We start from the raw sequence: 16,189 nt of genomic DNA on the forward strand, positions 1-16,189 counted from the left end.
GGTTCGGGTTACTTGCTCGAACCGCCGAAGTTCTTGAAGCGCTGGTTGAACTTCTCGACGCGACCGGCCGAGTCCATGATGCGCTGCTTGCCCGTGTAGAACGGGTGCGAGGCGGAGGAGATTTCGACGTCGATGACCGGGTAGGTCTCGCCGTCGAGCTCGATCGTCTTGTCGCTCGTGACCGTCGAACGGGTCAGGAAGGTCTCGCCGGAGCCGAGGTCGCGGAACACGACCGCCTTGTACTCGGGGTGGATGTCAGTCTTCATGGGGTTCCTAACGTGGTGCCCTGGATTTTGCCAGGGCGAGGGAAGTCTGTGATGCGGGCGCGGGCGCGCATGCACCAAGGATCGATCATACCAGCCCGGGATCGCCCCGATGAACCGGATCCTCAGTCGCCGTGCGTGGCCCGCGCGGCGTAGCGCCCGGCGTCGGCGGTCAGGGCGATCGGCATGCCGAACGTCGCCGAGAGGTTCTCCGCGGTGAGCGTCTGCTCGAGCGGTCCCGCGGCCACGACAGCGCCGTCGCGAAGGAGCAGGACGTGGGTGAATCCGACGGGGATCTCCTCGACGTGATGGGTCACCATCACCATGGCCGGCGTTGTCGGCGCCTGCGCGTAGCCGCTGAGCAGCTCGAGAAGCTCTTCGCGCGCGCCGAGGTCGAGGCTCGCCGTCGGCTCATCGAGCAGCAACAGCTCCGGATCGGTCATCACGGCGCGGGCGATCTGCACCCGCTTCTGCTCGCCGTCGGACAGAGTCCCGAAGGTGCGTTCGGCGAGGTGGTCCAGCTTCCACTCGGCCAGCACGCGGCGTGCGCGACGCTCGTCGATCGTCTCGTAGGTCTCGTTCCAGCGCCCCAGCACGGAGAACGCAGCGGTCAGGACGACGTCGAGCACCGTCTCCTCCGGCGGCACCCGGCGTGCCATCGCCGACGACGCGAACCCGATGCGCGGCCGCAGATCGAACACGTCGGTGCGACCGAGGCGCTCGTCGAGGATCGTGACCTCACCCGATGTCGGATGGATCAGCGTCGCCGCCAGCTGCAGGATGGTCGTCTTGCCGGCGCCATTGGGTCCGAGGACCACCCAGCGCTCATCGTCGGCGACGTGCCAGTCGATGCGATCGATGATGTTGCGAGCATTGCGGCGGACGACGACATCGACGAACTCGAGCACCTGAGGCATGCCCCCAGCCTATCGGGGGCGTTCGAGCCGTCCCGGCGGCACGCGCCGGATCTTCGCTCAGTCCGCGCGCTCGGCGACCTCGCGATAGAGCGCCTCCGTGGCGTCCGCGATCGCCTGCCAGCTGAAGGCCGTGGCGGCGCGCTCGCGGCCGGCTTCACCGTACGCGCGCGCACGCTCGGGATCGGACACCACGTCGGTGAGCACAGCCGCAAGATCAGCCACGAAGCGGTCGGGATCGACGGGCGTTCCCGTGCCGTCCTGTACCTGTTCGATCGGCACGAGGCGCCCGGTGACGCCGTCGACGACGACCTCGGGGATGCCGCCGGTCGCGGTGCCCACCACGGCGGCGCCGCACGCCATGGCCTCGAGGTTCACGATGCCGAGCGGCTCGTACACGCTCGGGCACACGAACGTGGTGGCCGACGTCAGGATCGCGCAGAGCTGGTCGCGCTGCAGGAACTCGTCGATCCACACGACGCCGTCCCGGCGCGCCTGGAGGTCACGCACGAGACCTTCGACCTCGGCCATGATCTGCGGCGTGTCGGGGGCGCCGGCACAGAGGACGATCTGCACCTCGACAGGAAGCTCGGCGGCGGCTCGGAGGAAGTAGGGAAGCCCCTTCTGCCGCGTGATGCGGCCGACGAACACGACGGATGGGCGGTTCGGGTCGATGCCGTACCGCTCGAGAAGCGCGTGATCCTCTCGCGGATGCCACGCCTCGACGTCGATGCCGTTGTAGATCACACGCACCTTCGCGGGATCGAGGGAGGGATAGCTGCGCAGGATGTCGCGGCGCATCCCGTCGCTGACCGCGATCACGGCCGCGGCGTTCTCGTATGCCGTCTTCTCGATGTAGCTCGACACGGCGTAGCCACCGCCGAGCTGCTCGGCCTTCCACGGGCGCAGCGGCTCGAGCGAGTGCGCCGTCACGACGTGTGGGATTCCGTGCAGCAGAGAGGCGAGGTGTCCCGCGAAGTTCGCGTACCACGTGTGGGAGTGCACCACATCCGCGCCCGCGACACCGCCGACGATCTCCAGATCCGTGCCGAGCGTCTGGACCGCGGGGTTGGCAGCGACCAGCTCCGCCGGTACACCGTAGGACGTCGTGTCGGTCTCGTCGCGGTCGCCGCCGAACGCGCGCACCTGCACCTCGATGCTCCGCCGCAGCGCCGAGACGAGTTCGGTGACGTGGACACCCGCACCGCCGTAGATCTCGGGCGGGTACTCCTTGGTGACGATGTCGACGCGCATGTCACGAACGCTAGTACACGGTCGAACGGGGGCCTAGTGTGGTGACATGCCTGCAGCGCCGAAGGTCTTCGGAATCATCCTCGCCGGCGGCGAGGGAAAGCGCCTCATGCCTCTGACGGAGGACAGAGCCAAACCCGCGGTGCCCTTCGGCGGCCAGTACCGGCTGATCGACTTCGCGATCTCGAACCTCATCAACTCCGGGCTCCGCCAGATCGTCGTGCTGACGCAGTACAAGTCGCACAGCCTCGACCGGCACGTGTCCCAGACCTGGCGGATGTCCGCTCTACTGAACTCCTACGTGGCGTCGGTGCCCGCGCAGCAGCGTCTCGGCAAGCGCTGGTTCTCGGGCTCGGCAGACGCCATCCTGCAGTCGCTGAATCTCATCCACGACGAGAAGCCCGACATCGTGGTGGTGATCGGCGCCGACCACGTGTACCGCATGGACTTCGAGCAGATGCTGGCCGCGCACATCGAGTCGGGCGCCAAGGCGACGGTCGCCGGCATCCGCCAGCCCATCGGGCTCGCCAATCAGTTCGGGGTCATCGACCTCGACCCCAGCGACAACGTGACGATCCGCGAGTTCCTCGAAAAGCCCCAGAACCCGACCGGGCTGGCCGATGCGCCGCACGAGGTCCTGGCATCGATGGGCAACTACATCTTCGACGCCGACGCCCTCATCGCGGCCGTGGAGGCGGACGGCGAGCTGCCGGGCTCGAACCACGACATGGGCGGCGACATCATCCCCTACTTCGTGGGGCGCGGCGAGGCGGCGGTCTACGACTTCAAGCGCAATGACGTACCGGGCTCGACCGATCGCGACCGCGATTACTGGCGGGATGTGGGCACGATCGACTCGTTCTTCGACGCCCACATGGATCTCATCTCGACGCTGCCGATCTTCAACCTGTACAACGTCGACTGGCCGATCCACTCTCAGTCGGTGAACTCGCCACCCGCGAAGTTCGTCCGCGACGGCGTCGGACGCATGGGCAACGCGATCGACTCCATCGTGTCACTGGGCTCGGTGCTGTCGGGAACCCACCTGGAGCGCTCGGTGGTCGGGCCGTGGACGTTGTCGGGCGGGGGGTCGACGATCACCGACTCCGTGCTCTTCGACCACGTCCAGGTCGGCGCCGGCGCGCGGGTGCATCGCGCGATCCTCGACAAGAACGTCGTCCTGGAGCCCGGGGCGACGGTCGGCGTGGACCGCGCCTTCGATCTCGCGCGCGGGTTCACCGTGACCGACAGCGGCATCACGGTGGTCGGAAAGAACGCCTACGTCGCGCGCTGACGGCCGATAGGTTGGACGGGTGCCTGACGCCCGCTTCCTCGTCGTGTTCGACGCCGATTCCACCCTGTTGCGCAACGAAGTCATCGAGCTCATCGCCGATGAGGCGGGCCGCGGTGCCGAAGTCGCGGCGGCCACCGAGGCGGCGATGCGCGGTGAGGTGGATTTCGCGACGAGTCTGCGCTCTCGGGTGGCGGCGCTGCGCGGCGTTGCACTGAGTGCCTTCGACCGGGTGCGGGCGCGCGTGGAGCCGACCCCGGGAGCGGCAGAGCTGGTCGCGGCGATCCACGACCGCGGCGGGCGGGCCGCCGTCGTGTCCGGCGGATTCCACGAGGTCCTCGACGTCGTCGCTCCCGCGCTCAGGATCGATCAGTGGCGCGCGAATCGACTTGCGGTCCAGAGCGGTGTGCTGTCCGGTCTCGTCGAGGGCGAGATCGTGGATGCCGCCGGCAAAGCGGCAGCACTGCGCGAGTGGGCCGCGGCATCCGGTGTTCCCCTCGACCGCACGATCGCGGTGGGCGACGGGGCAAACGACCTGCAGATGATGGCCGTCGCCGGGCTCGGTGTCGCGTTCAACGCCAAGCCGGCGGTGCGACGGCAGGCCGACCTCGTCGTCGGACCGGTCGACCTGCGCGAGCTCATACCGCTGCTTCCCTGACCCGACGCGAGCGCGTCCGCCGGTGCCCCTGCCGCGATGTCGGTGGCACGGCGTACCGTCAGCGCATGGACGTCATCATGATCCCCGGCCTCTGGCTCGATGCATCGTCGTGGGACGATGTGCTTCCCCCATTGCGAGCGGCAGGATTGCGCCCACGCCCCTTGACGATGCCGGGCCTGGGTGCGCCCGGCGACGAGAGCGCCGATATCGGCATCGCCGACTGGGTTGCTGCGGCTGTCGCCGCGATCGACGAGTCCGTCGGCCCGGTTGCGGTCGTCGGGCACAGCGGGGGCGGCAACGTCGCCTGGGGCGCAGCGGATGCCCGCCCCGAACGCGTCGCCCGCGTCGTCCTGGTCGATACCGCGGTGCCATTCGATGGGGGCATGATCTCGGAGTTCGACGTCGTCGACGGTGTCGTACCGTTCCCCGGGTGGGACTTCTTCGACGCCGACGACGTAGCCGATCTCGACGCGCAGACGCGGGCCCGGACGGCTCCGCTGACGCATGCCGTGCCGGCACGAGTGCCCACCGACGCCATCTCGCTCACAGACGAGCGTCGCTATCGGATTCCCGTGACAGTGCTCTCGGGCTCACTGGGCGACGAGGAGTTCCGTGGCTTCTTGGCGCAGTGGGGACGGTATGCCGACGAGTTCGCCGCCATCGATGACAGCGAGATCATCCGGCTCGGCAGCGGTCATTGGCCGCAGTTCTCGCAGCCGCAGCGGCTCGGTGAAGCCATCGCCGCCGCCATCACGCGAACCCCCTCCGCGTCCTCGCCGCGGTGAGCGGGCAGCGCAGCCACGCGTCGAAGCACTGACGCCGCTCAGTGCCCCATGCCGAGGCCGCCGTCGACGGGGATGACAGCACCCGAGATGTAGGCGGCATCCTCCGACGCCAGCCACGTGACGACACCCGCGACCTCGTCGGGCGTCGCGAAACGGCCGGCGGGGATGTTCCGCTTGTACTCGTTCTGCGTGTCTTCGGGCAGTTCGGCAGTCATGTCGGTCTCGATGAACCCGGGGGCGACGACGTTGGCGGTGATGCCACGACCTCCGAGCTCGCGGGTCAGCGAGCGCGCGAAGCCGACGAGCGCAGCCTTCGACGACGAGTAGTTGATCTGGCCCGGCGAGCCGTACAGGCCCACGACGCTGGAGATGAGGATGACACGCCCCCACTTGGCCCGCAGCATGCCTTTGGACGCGCGCTTGACGACGCGGAAGGTGCCGCCCAGGTTCGTCGCCACGACGGAGTCGAAGTCGTCCTCCGTCATCCGCAGCAGCAGCGTGTCCTTCGTGATCCCCGCGTTCGCGACCACGATCTCCACGGGACCGAGCTGCTTCTCGACGTCGGTGAACGCGGCATCCAGCGACGCGGCATCCGTCACGTCCGCGCGTACGGTGAACGTGCCCTCAGGACCCTCGCCGGAGCGGGCGGTGACCGCCGTGCGGTACCCCTCGGCGACGAAGCGCTCGGCGATCGCGCGGCCGATGCCGCGGTTTCCGCCGGTGACGAGGACGACGCGATCGTGCGACATGGGGGCTCCGTTTCGCTGGGGAGTAACCGCCCCAGCCTACTCGGCGCACACGGCGGCTCCCCTCTCGGGCGCTGTGCCCGATAGGCTGGCACGGCGAGACAGGAGAGATCATGACCGACGCGACGAACCCTCAGTCCCCGGATGCCGCGGCCACCCCGCCGGTGACGCCCCCGACTCCGGCTCCTGCGGCGGATGCCCCCTACACGCCTCCGGCTCCGCCCGCCTACCAGCCACCGCCCTACCCGCAGGCGTCCTACCCTTCCGCGCCTCCGGCGTACGGCGCGGGCGCCGGAGCGCCGGTGCAGCCTGCGCCCGGCGCACCCCCCGTCTACGGATCCGCCCCCTCCTACGGGGCGACCGCGCCGAAGACGAACGTCCTCGCCATCATCTCGATGATCGCCTCGATTCTTGGCTTCGTCTGGATCCTGCCTCTGATCGGATCGGTCGGCGGCGCCGTCATGGGTCACCTCTCGCTGAACCAGATCAAGCGCACGGGCGAGGGCGGTCGCGGCATGGCCCTCGCGGGCGTGATCGTGGGATGGGTCGGCGTGGCGATCTCGCTCTTGATCATCGGCTTCTTCGTCTTCTTCATCATCCTCGGGGCCGCCGCCAGCTCGCGTTACGGCTCGTACTGATCCCTGCGCCGCCACGCTGGCGCCGCACACGCGGCGTAGGCTGAGGGGACCGTGAAAAGCTCCCGTCCTCAGTCCGCCACCTCGTTGCCGCGCGCACCGCGTGACGACGCCAGCGCGCGCATGACGAAGTACTTCACGATGATGGTCATTCGCGTGATCTGCTTCGTCCTGATGGTGGCCGTCACCCCCTACAGCTGGTACACCTGGCTGTTCGGAGCGGGAGCGATGTTCCTGCCCTATTTCGCCGTCGTCATCGCCAACGTCGCCTCCGGCTCGGCGGAGCGTGCCGTCGCGCCCGAGCGAGCCATCGAGGCCACGCCGACGGTGCGTGCGCCGTCGCCCGACCCCACCGCGGCGGTCGACGAGGCGCCCCGCGTGATCAGGCTGAGCGAGTCGTCCCACCAGCCGCCCGCGCCCCGGACACCGTCGGACGACACATGACCGCGGCCATCTGCTCGAGGACAGGCTGCCGCGCGCCCGCGTCGTGGCAAGTGCAGTGGCGCAATCCGCGCATCCACTCCCCCGAACGACGCAAGATCTGGACCGCCTGCGACGACCACGTCGCCTACCTACGCGACTATCTCGCCGCCCGCGACTTTCCGGTTGACGTCGTCGCTATCGATGCGGAGGCGACGAGATGAGCGGGCGCACGGCCCGACAGCAGACCGCGCTGCGCTGGGCGGGGTACGTCGCGATCGCGATCGTCTTCGCCATCGTCTGCGCCTTTCTGTCGAACTGGCAGTTCACGCGCAACGCGGACCGCAGCAGCCAGCTCGCGCTGATCGCCGCGAACTACGACGCCGCTCCCGTGCCACTGGACCAGGTGATCGGCACCGACGGGACGTTCCCGCCCGCAGACCAGTGGCGCCCCGTCACCCTCACCGGCGAGTACCTGAAAGACCGTACGCTGTTGGCCCGCAATCGCGCGCACGGCGGGACCAGCGCCTTCGAGGTGCTCGTCCCGTTCCGAACCGTGGAGGGAGCGGTCTTCCTCATCGACCGCGGGTGGCTGCCGCCGGGCTCAGCCCAGCCGGAGCCCGACACGATCCCCGCTCCCCCCTCGGGCCAGGTGCAGGTCATCGCCCGCCTGAAGCCGGGCGAGCCACTGCCGAACTCCGGACGCTCCGCTCCGGACGGTCAGGTGCCCACGATCAATCTCCCCCTGGTCGCGGAGACCACCGCTCAGCCCACGCTGATCACCAGCGCGTACGGACTGCTGGTATCGGAGCAGCCCAGCCCCTCGCAAGCGCCGAACGCCCTCGAGTCGCCGTCGGACGACCCAGGCCCGTATCTTTCGTACGCCATCCAGTGGATCCTCTTCGCACTGATGGGGTTCGTCTTCATCTGGTACATGATCCGCACCGAGATCCGTCACCGGCGAGAGGATGCGGAAGACGCGGCGGCGGCGTCCGCGGCTGAGGTGACCGAGACCGCGGCGGCGGACGGGGCGGAGCCGTCCGCGACAGCCCGTCGACGTCGACAGCGCGAGACCCGGCGACGCGACCGCGACATGCAGGAAGAGGACGCCCTGCTCGACGAGCTTACGCCCCGCTGAGCGCCCCTGTTCTCACATCGGCGCTCAGGCGAGCGTGATGAGGTCGACGTAGTCGCGGCCCCAGATGTCCTCGACACCGTCCGGCAGGATCAGCACCCGCTCGGGGTTGAGTGCCTGAACGGCGCCCTCGTCGTGGGAGACGAGAACGACGGCGCCTTCGTAGTGCGCGAGCGCGCCGAGGATCTCCTCGCGCGAGGCGGGGTCGAGGTTGTTGGTCGGTTCGTCGAGCAGCAGCATGTTCGCCGAGGAGACGACCAACGTCGCCAGCGACAGGCGGGTCTTCTCACCGCCGGAGAGCACACCGGCAGGCTTGAGAACGTCGTCGCCGGTGAACAGGAACGAACCGAGCACCTTGCGCGCCTCGGTGGCGTTGATGTCCGGCGCCGCCGACATCATGTTGTCGAGGACCGAGCGGTTGACGTCGAGGTTCTCGTGCTCCTGGGCGTAGTAGCCGATCTTCAGGCCGTGGCCGGGCTCGATGACGCCGGTGTCGGCCTTGTCCACGCCGGCGAGGATCCTGAGCAGTGTGGTCTTGCCGGCGCCGTTGAGGCCGAGCACGACCACCTTCGACCCGCGATCGATGGCCAGGTCGACGTCGGTGAAGATCTCCAGCGATCCGTACGACTTGGAGAGGTTCTTCGCCATGAGCGGCGTCTTGCCGCAGGGCGCCGGCTTCGGGAAGCGCAGCTTCGCGACACGGTCCTCCTGGCGGACCTCTTCGAGGCCGGAGAGCATCTTCTCGGCGCGCGCGACCATCTGGTGCGCCGCGGCGGCCTTGGACGCCTTGGCACCGAAACGCGCGGCCTGCAGCTGCAGCGCCGTCGCCTTCTTCTCGATGTTGACGCGTTCCTTCTTGCGGCGTTCCTCGTCGGCGACCCGCTGACGCAGGTAGTTCTTCCAGTTCATGTTGTAGACGTCGATGACCTGGCGCATCGCGTCGAGGTAGAAGACACGGTTGACCGTCTCGCCGACGAGTTCGACGTCGTGGCTGATGACGATGAGCCCGCCCTTGTAGTTCTTGAGGAACTCCCGCAGCCACACGACGCTGTCGGCGTCGAGGTGGTTGGTGGGCTCGTCGAGGATCATCGTCTGCGCATCGGAGAAGAGGATCCGCGCAAGCTCGATGCGGCGACGCTGGCCGCCGGACAGCGTCTTCAGCGGCTGGTCGAGGATGCGATCCGGCAGCGAGAGGTTGTGGGCGATGGATGCCGCTTCGGACTCGGCCGTGTAGCCGCCGAGCGCCTCGAAGCGCTCCATGAGGTTGCCGTAGCGGCGCATCGCCTTCGCAGCCGCCTTTTCGTCGGCATCCCCCATCTGCATCGACGCCTCCTGCATCTGCAGGGCGAGGGTGCCGAGTCCGCGCGCATCGAGGATGCGGGTGCGCGCGAGCATCTCGGGGTCGCCGGACCGCGGGTCCTGCGGAAGGTAGCCCAGCTCGCCCGAGCGCTCGACCTTGCCGTCGGCCGGCAGCAGGTCGCCGGCCAGCACCTTCGTCAGCGTGGTCTTTCCGGCACCGTTTCGGCCGACGAGACCGATCTTGTCGCCGTCAGAGACGCGGAACGACACCTCCGACATGAGCGTGCGAGCGCCCACGCGGATCTCAAGATCGTGCACGGCGAGCACAGCGGACGTCCGTTCGTCGGGGATGGGAAGGGACCCGGAGACGGGCCAGCCTCCCAGTCTACCGTCCGCGTCCGCCACCCGCAGCCGTCGAGGTGCGGGGCATGGGGGGCCCGCTCGTGCGCGGCGACTCGGCGCCCCGGCTCAGCGCGCCGAACGGGTCATCCGCACCTCGCGCACGCCGTCGTCGACGCGTGCGGTACCGTCGGGCGCGAAGCCGTGCTTGGCGTAGAAGGCCTGCGCGCGGGGATTGGGGTCAGCCACCCACAGCATGTGCGCCACGGATGGCGGAGCCACCTCGTCCAAGAGCGCAGCGCCGGCGCCGGTGCCGTGATGATCGGCGAGGACATAGAGCACGTGGAGCGCGCGATCGGGGGTGCCATCCGACCGGTCGGCTTCGGGTGTGGGACCGGTCATCGCGATCCCCACGACCTCGTCGTCGACGAGGGCGACGGCTGCAGCGACCTGCGCGAAGCGGGGGTCGTCGCCCAGCGCCGCGGCCCAGAAGCGCTCGCGGCGGTCCACGAAGTTGGGCGCGTCGAGGACCTCGTCCGACATGAGGCCGCGGTAGGTCTGCCGCCATCCCTCGACGTGCACGCGCGCCATGCCGGCGGCATCCGCGGGACGGGCGACGCGAACGGTGAAGGTCGTCATGTCGCGAGTGTAGTCAGCGTCGCATGCGACGCCGCCGGATCGGGGTCGCAAACGGCGTCTGCATGACGGTGGATGCCGCGTGTCGCGACCCCGAACCCGCCGGATCGCAGGCGCCGCCACACCGACGGCGAGCGCGCGGGACGGGATGCATGGCCGTCCGATTGTCTTCATGCGACAACGAATCCGGCGGTGTTCCATCGATGTCGGCCAGGTGGCCCGCGCGGCGAGACTCTAGGCTGAGCCGTGACCCGTCCGCCTCTCGAAGGAGACCGCATGTCCCTCGCCGTCGCCGGCCGCCGCCCCGTGCTCGCCGACCTCATCGCCCGCCCGACCGACCGTGCGCGTGCCGCCGCACTGGATGCCGCTCTCGTCGTCGCGGGCGCCGCGGTGGTCGCCGTGCTCGCGCAGGTCGAGGTGCCGCTCTGGCCTGTCCCTGTCACCGGACAGACTCTCGCCGTCGTCGTCGTGGGCGCCGCGCTCGGTGCCCGCCGGGGCGCTGCCGCTCTCGTCACCTATCTCGTGGCCGGCCTGGCGGGCCTGCCGGTCTTCGCCGGGTTCACGGGAACGATCGCGGCGATCACCAAGCCGAGCTTCGGGTTCATCATCGGCTTCGTCTTCGCCGCCTTCGTCGCGGGATGGTTCGCGGAGCGCGCCTGGGATCGACGCCCCGTCCTCGCGTTCGTCGGCTTCGCGGCGGCGAGCGTGATCCCGTTCCTGTTCGGCGTACCGTACATGGCCTTCATTCTGAACACCGTCCTGGGCAAGGGCCTCGGTATCGAGGCGATCCTCGCCGCCGGTGTCACCCCGTTCATCCTTGGCGGCATCGTCAAAGCCGCGCTCGCTGCGCTGCTGATCCCCGCTGCCTGGGCGGGCGTCCGCGCCCTGGAGCGCCGGTCCGGTCGCTGACCCTCACCGCGCAACGACGACGGCCCCGACCACTGCGGTCGGGGCCGTCGTCGTGTCTCTCGCCGCGTCAGCCCTTCGCGACGGCCACCGCGGCGGCCAGCTTCTGCGTGATCGTCGGCAGTGCCCAGGGCAGGGTCAATGCGGTCGGCGAGACCGCCGCCACGTTCTCCGCGCCCACCATCGCTGCGACGGCACCCTTCTTGACGGCGGGGATCAGCTGACCCCGCGCAGATGCGAGGAAGTCGTCGAGCGTCTTCTGATCCTCAGCCTGCGTGAAGATGACCTGAGCATCGATCTTGTCGAGGTTCTCCTGACTGACCGTGGTGTAGAAGGTCCCCTCGCCCTTGTCGAGCGAGGTCACACTCGACGGCGAGACGAAGCCGAGATCCTGCAGAACCTCCACGCGGGGGTCGGCCGGAAGATACATGTAGAACGTGTCCACGTCGTCGTCCACGTAGGCGATCGTGACGCCGGCGAACTCCGGATGCGCCGACGCCGCGTCCTTCACCTGCGCGTCGAGGCTCGTCAGCAGATCGGCGGCCTGCGTGCTCATCCCGAGAGCCTTGCCGGTGATCGTGATGACATCGCGCCAGGGGGTCGCCCACGGCGCGCTCGGGTAGGCGACGACGGGGATACCCGCCGCCGTGATGGCGTCGTAGTCCTTCTGCGTGAGCCCCGAATAGGGGGCGAGCAGCAGGTCAGGGTTCGTCCTCAGCAGCTCCTCGAGCGGGACGTCGTTCGAGCTGACGTCGAGAATGGTGGGCTTGGTGCCTCCGAGCTTGTCGACGGCATCCGCGACCCACGGCGGCATCTTGTCGTCACCGCCCGAGTAGTTGTCGGCGGGGATCGCGACGGGCTGGATGCCGAGAGCGAGAACGGCGTCCGTCGCACCCCACCCCCACGTCGCGATGCGCTCGGGCTTCTTCTCGATCGTGGCGTCTCCGAGCGCCGAGGTGATGGTGACGGGGAAGCCGTCACCCGAAACGCTCTCGGAGGTGATGGGCGCCGCGGATCCGGCGGCGCAGCCGGACAGCAGGAGTGCGGTCACTCCGGCGATCGCGGCGAGTCCGAGTGCTGTGCGGAGTCGTCTCATGGGTCTTCCTTTCTCAGGGACGTGCAGGGATGGCGCCGTCGACGCGTGCGGAGGCGCTCGCCGACGGGACGGGGATGATGATCGGCGTCCCGGTGAGAGGATCGGGCATCACCAGCGACGACAGCCCGAACGCCCGACGGATCGTCTCGGCGGTCATAACCTCGGCGGGGGCGCCGTGGGCGATGATGCTCCCGGCGTGCATGACGACGAGCTCGTCGGCGTACCGGGCGGCCAGGTTGAGATCGTGGAGCACCGCGACGACCGTGGTTCCCCGTTCGCGGTTGAGGTCGCTCAGAAGGTCGAGCACCTCCAGCTGGTGACTGAGATCGAGGAACGTGGTCGGCTCATCGAGCAGCAGGATGCGCGGATCCTGCGCGAGTGCCATCGCGATCCACACGCGCTGACGCTGCCCGCCCGACAGATCGCCTACGGGCCGCTCGGCGAGGTCTGTGATCCCCGTCCACGCCATCGCCTCGTCCACCCGCGCCGTGTCGTGCGCGCTCCAGCGCTGCAGCAGTCCGCGGTGGGGATGACGGCCGCGACCGACCAGCTCGGCCACCGTGACGCCGTCGGGTGCGGTCGGATGCTGCGGGAGAAGTCCGACGGTCTGGGCCAGCTGACGGCGCGGGATGCCGCGGACATCCGCGTCGTCGATCTCCACACGACCCGCGAGCGGCGCGTGGAGCCGGGCGAGTGTTCCCAGCAAGGTGGACTTGCCCGACGCGTTGGCGCCGATGATCATCGTGACGCGCCCGGGAGCGAGCTCGAGGTCGAGGTCGTCGATGACGCGTCGGGAGGGGTAGCCGGCGGCGAGGGCACGCGCGGCGAGGCGCGGTGCATCCGGAGACGACGTCATAGCTGGCGTCCTTTCGATGTGGCGAGCAGCCAGAGTAGGAAAAGGGCGCCGACCGCACCGGTCACGATGCCGACGGGCATGCTGACGCCCGGGATGGCGTACTGGGCCACGAGATCGGCGGCCGACAGCAGAACAGCGCCCACGGCAGCACTGGTGCCGACCCCGACGGCGCCGTGGCGCAGGAGCGCGCGGGCGATGGCGGGAGCGCACAGCGCGATGAAGGAGATCGGTCCGACGAAGGCGCAGGTCACGGCGGTGAGGAGCACCGCGCTGGTCACGACGACCAGACGAACGGGGGCGCTGGCGACGCCGAGCCCGTGAGCGGTCTCCCGCCCCAGCTGCACGAGCGGCAACCACCGCGATGCGACGATGAGCGCCGGAAGCAGCGCGATGATGACGACCACGACTACGACGACCTGCCACCACGGCGTCGAGGACAGGCTTCCCGTGAGCCACAGCAGTGCGAGTCGAGCCTCCTCGACCTTCGCACGCACCATCAACAGGTTGATGAGAGCGGCGGTGAGGAACGAGACGCCGATGCCGGCCAGGATGAGGCGGAACCCGCCGTCGCGCAGTGAGCGTCCGGCAAGGGCGAGCAGGACGGCGACGGCGGCTCCGCCGGCGAAGGCGAACACCGCCAGGAGCGGTCCGGTCGTCCCCAGGACGAGGATCGCGGTCACGGCGGCGAGACCGCTTCCGCCGGAGATGCCGAGCAGGTCGGGACTGGCCAGAGGGTTGCTCAAGAACGACTGCAGGAGCGCTCCGGCGGCGCCCAGCGCGGCCCCGACCACCAGCGCCATGGCGGCGCGCGGCGCCCGCACCTGGAAGACGACGTACTGCTCGATGCGCGTCCCGGACCCGGTCAACGTCGCCCAGAGACGGTCGGGGGCGATCGGGTAGTCGCCCACCGAGACAGCGACGACGACGGCAACGACGGCGAAGACGATGACCGTGCTCACCACCATGCGGTGGCGGCGGGCGGCGGCGCGGCGGACGGCCAGGGTGGCACTCACAGCATGCTCCGACGCGGCTGCAGCACGAGTGCGATCAGAACGGGGGCGCCGATGATCGCGACGACGATGCCGGCCTGCACTTCGCCGGGTGGCGCGACGACGCGTCCCACCACATCGGCCAACAGCAGGAAGACCCCCCCGTAGAGCATCCCGAGAGGCAGGAGGCGCCCGTAGCTGCCCCCGACGACGCCACGCAGCGCGTGCGGGACGAGCAGCCCGAGGAAGACGATCGGGCCGGCGATCGCGGTCGCCCCGCCGCACAGGAGCACGGTCGCGACGATGCCGAGCACGCGGCTGCGACCGACGTCGTGCCCGAGGCCGGCGGCGGTGTCCGCACCGAGAGCGAAGAGGTCGAGGCCGCGGGCGGATGCCAGGGCGAGAACGACACCGACGACGAGTGCGGGCAGCACGAGTGCGACGGCATCCAAACCTCGAGTCGACAGACCTCCGGCCGCCCAGTACCGATAGACGTCGAGCGCGTAGGAGTTGGTGTTGAGGATCAGGAAGGTCACCGCGCTGAGCCCGGCAGTCACGGCCGCGCCGGTGAGTGCGAGTCGCGCGGGCCCGGCCTCGTTTCCCCGGCCTCCGATCAGCGCGACCGCGACCGCCGCCACGGCGGCGCCGCCGAACGCGAACCAGACGAAGCCGTCTGGCGTCGACATCCCGAACAGCGTGATCGCGGCGAGCACAGCCACGGAGGCCCCCGCGTTCAGACCGAGCAGTCCGGGGTCGGCGAAGGGGTTGCGCGTGAGGCCCTGCATGACCGTTCCCGCCAGGGCGAGCGCGGCGCCGGCGCAGACGCCGATGACGGTGCGGGGCACGCGCTGGGTGACGATCACGATGTGATCGGGATTGGCGGCGTCGAACGCCACCAACGCGCGCCACACCTCGCCCGGGGCGATCTGGCGCGCTCCGACTCCCAGCGAGAGCAGGACGAAAACGGCCAGGAGGGCGACTCCGGCCACCGCGACGACAAGGGTTCGGCGCGGTCGTACCGGCGCGCTCATTCGACGCGCTCAGACTGACCGCGTCGCCAGTACCCCATGAAGGCGACACGCTTACGGTCGACGCCGCACTCCGACACGAGAAGCCGCCGGAGAACCTTGACCGTCGCCGACTCCCCCGCCATCCACGCATAGAACTCGCCGTCGCCGTCCTCGGGGCTGTCCCAGAGCAGGTCGCGGTCGACATCGATGTCGTCGAGCATCTGCGGTCGCGGCGCCGCGGCGCGCGCCAGAAGGGGTCCCTGATGCCGGGTCCACTCCCTCACCGCCTCGATGAGGACCTCGCCGTGGACGCGGTCGCCGCGCGGCAGGCAGACGACTCGACGGTCGGACCTCGCCGTCGGCAGGGGAAGAGCGGTGTCCGCAAGAGTGGGCACCTCGATGAAGGCATCGACCTCGCATCGAGGGTCGAGTGAGTCGAGGATGCCGCCGATCGCCGGCGCGGCGGTCTCATCACCGGCCAAGAGCAGACGCCGTGCCGTTCCCGGATGCCAGTCGATGCCGGTGCGTGAGAGCGGACTGCGCTCGTCGGGGCCGACGATGATCAGCGCGTCTCCGACGCTCGCTGCGTCCGCCCAGGTTCCCGCGGGACCCGCATCGTGGTGGACGACGAAGTCCACGTCGAGTTCTCGGGCGGCCGGGTCGATGCGCCGCACGGTATACGTGCGGAAGGGATTGCGCTCGGCGGGGGGAAGTGCACGCCAGCGGTCGTACCAGTCACCGGCGGCCTCACTTTGCCCGAAGTCGGCGAAGCCACCGGCGATGCCCTCCAAAGGCAGCACCACCTTGATGCGCTGGTCGAGACCGGCGGTGCCGAACCACTCCAGCTCTTCGCCCGTGAAGGTGAGGCGAACGTAGTGCGGCGCCAGACGACGTACCGCTGCCACACGGACGGCGTACGGGCGGTACGCAGGGCGAAGGACGGTCGAAGCGTGGGACACG

Annotated in this window: 19 protein-coding genes; 8 read left to right on the plus strand and 11 right to left on the minus strand. The window is 69.5% G+C overall.

Annotation, left to right across the window (positions count from 1 at the left end; all coding sequences use genetic code 11):
• Nucleotides 1-8: 8 nt before the first annotated feature.
• From HMPREF1529_RS14185 to glgA, 3 genes are all read right to left on the minus strand, one after another.
• The gene (locus tag HMPREF1529_RS14185) at nucleotides 9-266 is read right to left on the minus strand and encodes a type B 50S ribosomal protein L31 (protein ID WP_005049315.1); all 258 of its coding nucleotides are present in this window, start codon (nucleotides 264-266) and stop codon (nucleotides 9-11) included.
• 122 nt (nucleotides 267-388) lie between these two features.
• Nucleotides 389-1,180: an ABC transporter ATP-binding protein gene (locus HMPREF1529_RS14190; protein WP_016465310.1), complete on the minus strand. Its 792-nt coding sequence runs from the start codon at nucleotides 1,178-1,180 to the stop codon at nucleotides 389-391.
• Nucleotides 1,181-1,237: 57 nt separating this feature from the next.
• Nucleotides 1,238-2,431 carry a glycogen synthase gene (gene glgA, locus HMPREF1529_RS14195; RefSeq protein ID WP_016465311.1) on the minus strand — a complete coding sequence of 398 codons (1,194 nt, stop codon included), beginning with the start codon at nucleotides 2,429-2,431 and terminating at the stop codon, nucleotides 1,238-1,240.
• Nucleotides 2,432-2,477: 46 nt separating this feature from the next.
• Between glgA and glgC the strand changes: the two genes are divergently transcribed.
• The 3 genes from glgC (at nucleotide 2,478) to HMPREF1529_RS14210 (ending at nucleotide 5,162) form a co-directional block, all read left to right on the plus strand.
• The gene (gene glgC, locus HMPREF1529_RS14200) at nucleotides 2,478-3,722 is read left to right on the plus strand and encodes a glucose-1-phosphate adenylyltransferase (RefSeq protein ID WP_005049311.1); all 1,245 of its coding nucleotides are present in this window, start codon (nucleotides 2,478-2,480) and stop codon (nucleotides 3,720-3,722) included.
• A gap of 19 nt (nucleotides 3,723-3,741) precedes the next feature.
• The gene (serB, locus tag HMPREF1529_RS14205; protein WP_016465312.1) at nucleotides 3,742-4,377 is read left to right on the plus strand and encodes a phosphoserine phosphatase SerB; all 636 of its coding nucleotides are present in this window, start codon (nucleotides 3,742-3,744) and stop codon (nucleotides 4,375-4,377) included.
• 65 nt (nucleotides 4,378-4,442) lie between these two features.
• A complete protein-coding gene (locus tag HMPREF1529_RS14210) occupies nucleotides 4,443-5,162 on the plus strand; it encodes an alpha/beta fold hydrolase (RefSeq protein ID WP_036283582.1) in 720 nt (239 codons plus the stop codon).
• Between the two features lie 38 nt (nucleotides 5,163-5,200).
• On the opposite strand, the gene HMPREF1529_RS14215 is transcribed toward HMPREF1529_RS14210, so the two are convergent.
• Nucleotides 5,201-5,911, minus strand: a complete 711-nt coding sequence (locus HMPREF1529_RS14215) for a beta-ketoacyl-ACP reductase (RefSeq protein ID WP_005049307.1) — start codon at nucleotides 5,909-5,911, stop codon at nucleotides 5,201-5,203.
• Between the two features lie 110 nt (nucleotides 5,912-6,021).
• Here HMPREF1529_RS14215 and HMPREF1529_RS14220 point away from each other — a divergent pair, with 110 nt between their 5' ends.
• From HMPREF1529_RS14220 to HMPREF1529_RS14235, 4 genes are read left to right on the plus strand one after another with little or no spacing between them, the layout of a single operon-like run.
• Nucleotides 6,022-6,546, plus strand: coding sequence for a DUF4190 domain-containing protein (locus HMPREF1529_RS14220; RefSeq protein WP_016465314.1), 525 nt, complete (start codon nucleotides 6,022-6,024; stop codon nucleotides 6,544-6,546).
• A 51-nt stretch (nucleotides 6,547-6,597) separates the two neighbouring features.
• Nucleotides 6,598-6,987 carry a DUF3099 domain-containing protein gene (locus HMPREF1529_RS14225; RefSeq protein ID WP_016465315.1) on the plus strand — a complete coding sequence of 130 codons (390 nt, stop codon included), beginning with the start codon at nucleotides 6,598-6,600 and terminating at the stop codon, nucleotides 6,985-6,987.
• Nucleotides 6,984-7,187 (plus strand): hypothetical protein, encoded by a 204-nt coding sequence (locus HMPREF1529_RS14230; protein WP_005049304.1) that lies wholly within the window; start codon nucleotides 6,984-6,986, stop codon nucleotides 7,185-7,187. The genes HMPREF1529_RS14225 and HMPREF1529_RS14230 overlap by 4 nt, the downstream gene beginning before the upstream one ends.
• Nucleotides 7,184-8,101 carry an SURF1 family cytochrome oxidase biogenesis protein gene (locus HMPREF1529_RS14235; protein ID WP_016465316.1) on the plus strand — a complete coding sequence of 306 codons (918 nt, stop codon included), beginning with the start codon at nucleotides 7,184-7,186 and terminating at the stop codon, nucleotides 8,099-8,101. The genes HMPREF1529_RS14230 and HMPREF1529_RS14235 overlap by 4 nt, the downstream gene beginning before the upstream one ends.
• Nucleotides 8,102-8,125: 24 nt before the next feature.
• Here the strand turns inward: HMPREF1529_RS14235 and HMPREF1529_RS14240 are convergent, their stop codons facing one another.
• Entirely contained in the window at nucleotides 8,126-9,724 is a 1,599-nt protein-coding gene (locus HMPREF1529_RS14240; protein ID WP_036283584.1) for an ABC-F family ATP-binding cassette domain-containing protein, read from the minus strand.
• Nucleotides 9,725-9,865: 141 nt separating this feature from the next.
• The gene (locus HMPREF1529_RS14245) at nucleotides 9,866-10,375 is read right to left on the minus strand and encodes a GNAT family N-acetyltransferase (RefSeq protein ID WP_016465318.1); all 510 of its coding nucleotides are present in this window, start codon (nucleotides 10,373-10,375) and stop codon (nucleotides 9,866-9,868) included.
• A gap of 273 nt (nucleotides 10,376-10,648) precedes the next feature.
• Here HMPREF1529_RS14245 and HMPREF1529_RS14250 point away from each other — a divergent pair, with 273 nt between their 5' ends.
• Complete coding sequence (locus HMPREF1529_RS14250) at nucleotides 10,649-11,281, plus strand: biotin transporter BioY (protein ID WP_016465319.1); 633 nt, start codon at nucleotides 10,649-10,651, stop codon at nucleotides 11,279-11,281.
• Between the two features lie 67 nt (nucleotides 11,282-11,348).
• Here HMPREF1529_RS14250 and HMPREF1529_RS14255 read toward each other — a convergent pair whose 3' ends face one another.
• From HMPREF1529_RS14255 to HMPREF1529_RS14275, 5 genes are read right to left on the minus strand one after another with little or no spacing between them, the layout of a single operon-like run.
• Nucleotides 11,349-12,374 carry an iron-siderophore ABC transporter substrate-binding protein gene (locus tag HMPREF1529_RS14255; protein ID WP_016465320.1) on the minus strand — a complete coding sequence of 342 codons (1,026 nt, stop codon included), beginning with the start codon at nucleotides 12,372-12,374 and terminating at the stop codon, nucleotides 11,349-11,351.
• Nucleotides 12,375-12,387: 13 nt separating this feature from the next.
• Nucleotides 12,388-13,230 carry an ABC transporter ATP-binding protein gene (locus tag HMPREF1529_RS14260; protein ID WP_005049298.1) on the minus strand — a complete coding sequence of 281 codons (843 nt, stop codon included), beginning with the start codon at nucleotides 13,228-13,230 and terminating at the stop codon, nucleotides 12,388-12,390.
• Nucleotides 13,227-14,243, minus strand: a complete 1,017-nt coding sequence (locus HMPREF1529_RS14265) for a FecCD family ABC transporter permease (RefSeq protein WP_016465321.1) — start codon at nucleotides 14,241-14,243, stop codon at nucleotides 13,227-13,229. The genes HMPREF1529_RS14260 and HMPREF1529_RS14265 overlap by 4 nt, the downstream gene beginning before the upstream one ends.
• A complete protein-coding gene (locus HMPREF1529_RS14270) occupies nucleotides 14,240-15,250 on the minus strand; it encodes a FecCD family ABC transporter permease (RefSeq protein WP_016465322.1) in 1,011 nt (336 codons plus the stop codon). Before HMPREF1529_RS14270 ends, HMPREF1529_RS14265 begins: the two co-directional genes overlap by 4 nt.
• A complete protein-coding gene (locus HMPREF1529_RS14275; protein WP_005049294.1) occupies nucleotides 15,247-16,188 on the minus strand; it encodes a siderophore-interacting protein in 942 nt (313 codons plus the stop codon). Before HMPREF1529_RS14275 ends, HMPREF1529_RS14270 begins: the two co-directional genes overlap by 4 nt.
• Nucleotide 16,189: the final 1 nt, after the last annotated feature.

Origin of the sequence: Microbacterium sp. oral taxon 186 str. F0373, from assembly GCF_000411455.1 — a bacterium.
Lineage (GTDB): Bacteria > Actinomycetota > Actinomycetes > Actinomycetales > Microbacteriaceae > Microbacterium.

Bases quoted from the DNA above. Each gene is read 5' to 3' on its own strand.
- HMPREF1529_RS14185 (WP_005049315.1), bottom strand. From the start codon at position 266: ATGAAGACTGACATCCACCCCGAGTACAAGGCGGTCGTGTTCCGCGAC.
- HMPREF1529_RS14190 (WP_016465310.1), bottom strand. From the start codon at position 1,180: ATGCCTCAGGTGCTCGAGTTCGTCGATGTCGTCGTCCGCCGCAATGCT.
- glgA (WP_016465311.1), bottom strand. From the start codon at position 2,431: ATGCGCGTCGACATCGTCACCAAGGAGTACCCGCCCGAGATCTACGGC.
- glgC (WP_005049311.1), top strand. From the start codon at position 2,478: ATGCCTGCAGCGCCGAAGGTCTTCGGAATCATCCTCGCCGGCGGCGAG.
- HMPREF1529_RS14210 (WP_036283582.1), top strand. From the start codon at position 4,443: ATGGACGTCATCATGATCCCCGGCCTCTGGCTCGATGCATCGTCGTGG.
- HMPREF1529_RS14215 (WP_005049307.1), bottom strand. From the start codon at position 5,911: ATGTCGCACGATCGCGTCGTCCTCGTCACCGGCGGAAACCGCGGCATC.
- HMPREF1529_RS14220 (WP_016465314.1), top strand. From the start codon at position 6,022: ATGACCGACGCGACGAACCCTCAGTCCCCGGATGCCGCGGCCACCCCG.
- HMPREF1529_RS14230 (WP_005049304.1), top strand. From the start codon at position 6,984: ATGACCGCGGCCATCTGCTCGAGGACAGGCTGCCGCGCGCCCGCGTCG.
- HMPREF1529_RS14235 (WP_016465316.1), top strand. From the start codon at position 7,184: ATGAGCGGGCGCACGGCCCGACAGCAGACCGCGCTGCGCTGGGCGGGG.
- HMPREF1529_RS14245 (WP_016465318.1), bottom strand. From the start codon at position 10,375: ATGACGACCTTCACCGTTCGCGTCGCCCGTCCCGCGGATGCCGCCGGC.
- HMPREF1529_RS14250 (WP_016465319.1), top strand. From the start codon at position 10,649: ATGTCCCTCGCCGTCGCCGGCCGCCGCCCCGTGCTCGCCGACCTCATC.
- HMPREF1529_RS14255 (WP_016465320.1), bottom strand. From the start codon at position 12,374: ATGAGACGACTCCGCACAGCACTCGGACTCGCCGCGATCGCCGGAGTG.
- HMPREF1529_RS14260 (WP_005049298.1), bottom strand. From the start codon at position 13,230: ATGACGTCGTCTCCGGATGCACCGCGCCTCGCCGCGCGTGCCCTCGCC.
- HMPREF1529_RS14270 (WP_016465322.1), bottom strand. From the start codon at position 15,250: ATGAGCGCGCCGGTACGACCGCGCCGAACCCTTGTCGTCGCGGTGGCC.